Origin of the sequence: Ferruginibacter sp. (assembly GCF_031430955.1) — a bacterium.
In the GTDB taxonomy this organism is placed as follows: domain Bacteria; phylum Bacteroidota; class Bacteroidia; order Chitinophagales; family Chitinophagaceae; genus Ferruginibacter.
This window is the reverse complement of sequence record NZ_JANPCM010000200.1, coordinates 1-2520: the sequence shown is the minus strand read 5'-3', so window position 1 is coordinate 2520 and position 2520 is coordinate 1. Positions and strand designations below refer to the sequence as shown.

Below are 2520 nucleotides of genomic sequence, written 5' to 3'. Positions count from 1 at the left end.
GGCATTATACTAACGGCAAGCCACAACCCAAAAGAATGGAACGCTTTAAAATTGCTCAACAACAAAGGCGAATTTATCAGTGGCGATGAAGGAAAGTTTATTTTAGATGTAGCCGCAGCCGAAGATTTTAATTTTGCCCCGGTAGATAAATTGGGTACTTACACCAAAGATGAAACAGCCTTACAACAACATATTGATGCTGTTGTAAATTACGCATTAGTAGATACTGCTGCAATAAAAAAAGCAAACTTTAAAATTGTTGTAGATGCAGTTAACAGTACCGGTGCTATTGCGGTACCTGCATTGTTAAAAGCATTGGGTGTAAAAGATATTGTGGTAATTAACGGAGAAGTAAACGGAAAATTTGCACATAACCCCGAGCCTTTGCCCGAACACCTTACACAATTAAGCAGCGAAGTAGTTAAAGAAAATGCACACCTGGGTATTGCAGTTGATCCAGATGTGGACCGCCTTTGTTTTGTATGTGAAGATGGCAGTATGTTTGGCGAAGAATATACTTTGGTTGCCGTAGCTGATTATGTACTGAGTAAAAAAAGTGGCAACACCGTTAGCAACATGTCTTCTACAAGAGCATTAAAAGATGTTACGGTAAAACATGGCGGCGAATATTTTCCCAGTGCGGTGGGTGAAGTGAATGTGGTGAATAAGATGAAAGCCGTTAAAGCAGTAATTGGCGGGGAAGGTAATGGCGGTATTATTGTTCCGGATTTGCATTATGGCCGTGATGCATTAATTGGCATTGCATTATTTTTGACACACCTGGCCAACACTCAAAAAACTATTAAACAGTTACGCAATACATACCCGGATTATTTTATGAGCAAAAATAAAATTGCTTTGGAAAATGGTATAGATATAAAAGAAATTTTTGAAAAGATAAAAGACAAATATAAAAATCAGCCGATAAATACCGAAGATGGTTTAAAGATTGAATTTGATACCGACTGGGTGCATTTACGCACCAGCAATACGGAACCCATCATTCGTATTTATGCCGAAAGTAATTTTGCAACCACATCAGAAAATATTGCCAGAAAGCTGATGCAGGATATTGGGCAGATGATGTAGGAAAAGCTTTGAGCTATCAGCAATGAGCTACGAGCATAAATCGCTAAAAACTCAATGCTCGCCGCTCAAAGCTCAAAGCTTATTTATTATGAAAAGAATTTACTTCGACAACGCAGCCACCACTTCTCTGGACCCACAGGTTTTAGAAACCATGATGCCTTATTTAACCGAAAAGTTTGGCAACCCGTCCTCTATTTATTCTTATGGCAGAGAAACAAGAATGGCTATTGAAAGCGCCAGGAAATCGGTAGCAAAAATTTTAAATGCACACCCTGCCGAAATATTTTTTACCAGCGGAGGAACTGAAAGCAGTAACACCGCAATTACTGCAGCCATAAGAGATTTGGGTTGCAAACATATCATCACCTCTCCTATCGAACACCATGCAGTAGCACATTCTGTAGAACATGCCAATAATTCAGCTATTGCCAAAGTGAGTTACGTAAAACTATTACCTAACGGTCATGTAGACATTGAAGACCTTGAAAAATTATTAGCTGCAAGCAACGAAAAAACTTTAGTTACTTTAATGCATGCCAATAACGAAATTGGAAATATTTTAGACATTCATGCAGTAGGTAATTTATGCAAATTATACAATGCCATTTTTCACAGCGATACGGTACAAACTGTTGGTCACTTTCCTTTTGATTTGCGACATACACCGGTACATTTTATTACAGGTGCTGCACATAAATTTCATGGGCCAAAAGGCGTGGGCATTTTATACATCAACGAAAATGTAAAAATAAAACCCTTTCTGCACGGTGGCGGTCAGGAGCGTAACATGAGGGCCGGCACAGAAAACCTTTACGGCATTGTTGGCTTTGCAAAAGCATTGGAAATGGCCACCGCTACGTATGAAGATGACAGCGCCTCCATCGGTACACTCAAGTATTACATGATGGACGAATTAAAAAAACATATCCCTGGCGTTGCATTCAACGGCGATGTTTTAGGCTGCAGTTTATACACCGTCCTTAGTGTAAGTTTCCCCAAAACAGAAAAGAGTGAAATGCTTTTGTTTAGCCTGGACATTAATAATATTTGTGCCAGCGGCGGCAGCGCCTGTACCAGTGGCGCCGACCAGGGGAGTCATGTTATACGTGCCGTCAACAATAACCCAAATCAAGTAACAGTACGTTTTAGTTTTTGTAAACATAATACAAAGGCGGAGGTTGATGCAGTGGTGGAGAAATTGAAGAGTTTGGTATAAATTTATCTTTTTATAAAATTGAATGCCTGTTCTTTTTTGGGACGGGCATTTGTTTTTCATGGCATCATCGTTGTGTCACTCACTTTGAGGGTATATCTTTGTTGAACTTTTAACGAAGTGAAGATTTAAGCAGCTACTGACTGCTTTTTTTTATCAATGAGCGGAAGCAATATTAATAGTATATTCAATTTTTTGATAACCATTATGAAATCAAA

2 protein-coding genes are annotated in these 2520 nt (G+C 38.9%); both read left to right on the top strand.

The genetic code is table 11. From position 1 onward, the window contains the following. Window positions 1-1089: phosphohexomutase domain-containing protein (locus ACY65O_RS05710; RefSeq protein ID WP_462219887.1), on the top strand; the 1089-nt coding region annotated here is incomplete at its 5' end. 88 nt (window positions 1090-1177) lie between these two features. Beyond that, on the top strand, window positions 1178-2305 hold the full coding sequence (locus ACY65O_RS05705) for a cysteine desulfurase family protein (RefSeq protein WP_462219886.1): 1128 nt from the start codon (window positions 1178-1180) through the stop codon (window positions 2303-2305). Window positions 2306-2520: the final 215 nt, after the last annotated feature.